Consider the following 3,203-nt stretch of genomic DNA (forward strand, 5'->3'; position numbering starts at 1 on the left):
CTTTAGCGAGGATGAGATATTGCATTCTTTGGCACGTCGTCCGCAGCGCACTAGCGATGTAGAGGCGATGTTTGATGAAAAAAGCACGCAGCTTTTAAGGCGCCTGGCGGATGCGGGCAAGGTCGTTTTTAAAGACGGTTTTTACGAGATCGCAAAAGGCTAGGGCGTTAAAATTTTAAAAGCTTTTTTCGCGGCGCAGCGCAGCAAAAAACGGTTTGCATGAAGGCGTCGTCGCAGGCGGTGCCCGCCGTACGCGAGCTAAAGGCGGCGCAATGCTAGCTAGCGTTAAATTTAGCACCGAATTACGCCGCCGCAAAGATGCCGGCGCACCAGGTTTGGGAAGCGATCCTGACGCGGCGTAGTGATCTTTAAATAGGCAAGCTGCGCTCAAAAGCGCCATTAAATTATGAAATTTATGCACACGGCGCAAAGATACAGACCCTAAACGGCGCTTTTTGGGCGCCGGTGGATTATTAAAGTAGGCTTAATGGAGATAGCCAAAGCGGGCTTGGATCAGCAGAAAATCGCGAATGCACGCCTTAAATTTAGCCCACTTGCCGCGCTCGCTTGGGCTTTTTGCGTTCATTTTGGCGGATTTTAATCGCCCGCACGCCGAATGTGCGCCCATTATGCGATACTGCGCGCTCAAATACCTGCGATCGGAAATGCATAAACACCGTGAAATTTTATCTCATACTTCGGTCTTTAAATTTAAAATTTAGCCCGCAGAATTTGATTGCGCCGAAATTTTAGCGCAGATCGCGCTAAAAGCCTCGCGCCATAAATCATCGCGGCCGATAAAATTTAATTCGAGCCGTTTTGCCTCGATAAAATTCTATGAATTTTTTTGAATGCTAGCCACAAAATTTCAAGCCGTTGTATTTCTTGCGGAGGCGCTAAAATTTTGACGCGATAGAATTTTGCAGTGGAATTTTACGCCGTTTGGCGTATTCGCTAGAGAGTGTTTGGGCGATAAAATTTTAGGCAGAGCTGCGGGCAAAATTCTAAATCCAAAGTAAAATTTTGCCCGTCAAACCTACTGCGCGACCACTTTGTCGATCCAGTCAAAAAGCTCATCCAGATCGTAATCGCCGGCGTGTCCTTGTCCCCAAGGCACCGCAAAATCGACGTTCTTGCCCGCATTTTGCAAGCTAAGCGCCAAAATCGCAGGGATTGCAAGCGCCGTATCGCGATCGCTCGCGCCGTGTCGGATGCGGTAATGCTTCGCGCCGTTTTCGTTGCGCACGAAGCTCATCGCATCCATCATCTCCACGAGCTGTGCACTTGCGATTAGCACCCCTTTGGCGGGGTCATTCATCGCGCTAAAATCCGTAAAATGCGCCGCGTTAAATTTGGCGCCGCCGAACAGCTCGTTTTCGGGATTTTCAAGCGCGAAGCCGTCGAATGCGGGTGGGGTCTTGGCGCGCGGCTCGGAGGTCGCGTAGCCCCAAAAGAGTATATGCGATTGCGATGCGTCATCCTTGATCTTTGCATCGAGGTATAGGGGTGCCTTCGCACGCGGATTTTTCGCCGCAAAATTAGCAAACGAGGCCGATATGAGGCCGTTTATGTAATCTTTGAAGCTGCCGTCGCCGTTTTTATCCAGGCTTAGCGCGCGGCCGCCCCCATCCCTTAAGCTTAGCGAGTTCAGATAGGCGGGGAATTGCGCCTTTAGCTCGTCTGAAATTTTAATCTGCGCTGCGCTTAATTTGCCGCTTAGCATCTTGCGAGTGGGCTTTGCGGCGCTTTGATTTGCGTCTTTTTTAGAATTTTTTTCAGCGCCGCTAGAATTTTCGCCGCGCTCGTTAAATCCCGCCGCATCAAGGCCGCTAAAATCCATCTTTTCATATTCGCTCTGCGCGCCGAACATCCACTCATACGCCGCGTCCGCGTGCTTTAGATTTGTGATGGGGCAGTATGCGGACGTCGCGTAAATTTTATCGCTCGCCTTTGCGGCACCCAGCTCCTGCAGATACGGCTCCTCGTCTCCGCTCGCGCCCAAAAGCGCCGAGAGCGCTCCGCCCGCGCTCGTGCCGTTTGAGACGATCTTGTTTGCGTCCCCGGGCATCGCCGCGTCGTTAAATTTCAGATACCGCACGGCCGCCTTTAGATCGACGATCGCTGCGGGCGCCTTGCCGATATAATCGCCGTTTGCGTCCTTTAGCGTGCGTCCGCGCGCTGCGGGAGCGGCTACGACGTAACCGCGCGAAAGCGCCGTAGCGATCGCGTTTGGTTTGCCGCTTTCGTCTATTTTGACCTCGCCCGCTTCGCTAGGCATGTAGCCGCCCACGCCGTTGGGTAAAAATATCGGCGCGCTCGCGGCGTCAAATTTACCGCTCTTGCGCCCCTCAAAATACTGCTGCGGTATGAAGATATTCATGCTCTGATAGTGCGTGCTTACGGGTTTTGCGACGTAGATTATATTTTTGTAGGCGCGAAATTTTATCTTTTTGCCGCCTACGATCACGCTTTCTTGCGTAAAATTTGCGGCGTTAAATTTCAAACTTGCTTGCGCGCTCTGCGCCGAAACCTCGGCGTTTAGGCTTAGCACGCCGCAAAGTATCGCAGCAGCGCCTAGGGCAAGGGGTTTTTTACTCATTGTTGCTTCTTTTCGATCTTGATATTGCCCGCTTTTTAGCCATTCAAGCAGCTTAGCGACAAAGCTAATTTTAGCAAAACTAGGCAAATATTTAAATCCGCTGCGCGCCTAAATTTTGAAATTTAAACGCAAAGGCATCTGCAAGTTGAAAGAAATTTTAAACTCGAAGTGTTAATTTTAGTGGGTATTTGCAATCCGCCGCCGCAAAAGCTAGCTGTATCAAATTCCGCTCGTTAATTCATAAGCTTGAGCTGCGTTTCGAAGGCGGATTTGGGATAGAGGCCGATGAGCTTTTTGACCGCTTTGCCATTTTTATCGTAGATCACCGACGTGGGGGTGCCGAAAATGCCGCCTACGATGGTTTCAAAGTATTTTACGGAGTTTGCGCCGCTGACGCTTGGGAATTTTATCCCCTTTTCGCGAGCGACTGCCGCATCGGCTTCCAGACCTTTGCCGTCGCCCAAAACGCCAATAACTAGCGCGTTGCCGCTAGCTTGCAGCTCGTTTAGCGCGGGCACTTGGGCTTTGCACGCGCCGCAGCCGCTGGTATAGAAAAACAGCACGAGCGGCTTGTCGTTGCCCTCGATCTTTAGCGTGCGCTCGG

2 protein-coding genes are annotated in these 3,203 nt (G+C 51.4%); both read right to left on the minus strand.

All coding sequences use genetic code 11. The features are described from left to right. Window positions 1-1,036 precede the first annotated feature (1,036 nt). Window positions 1,037-2,599, minus strand: a complete 1,563-nt coding sequence (locus tag Q0198_RS04685) for a subtype B tannase (RefSeq protein WP_297895579.1) — start codon at window positions 2,597-2,599, stop codon at window positions 1,037-1,039. Between the two features lie 233 nt (window positions 2,600-2,832). Continuing rightward, on the minus strand, window positions 2,833-3,203 hold a 371-nt coding region (locus Q0198_RS04690; RefSeq protein ID WP_297895582.1), incomplete at its 5' end, for a TlpA disulfide reductase family protein.

The sequence above is a fragment of the uncultured Campylobacter sp. genome (assembly GCF_938045205.1).
Classification (GTDB): Bacteria; Campylobacterota; Campylobacteria; order Campylobacterales; family Campylobacteraceae; genus Campylobacter_B.

Excerpts from the sequence above, each read along its gene's own strand:
- Q0198_RS04685 (WP_297895579.1), bottom strand. The coding sequence starts at position 2,599 with ATGAGTAAAAAACCCCTTGCCCTAGGCGCTGCTGCGATACTTTGCGGC.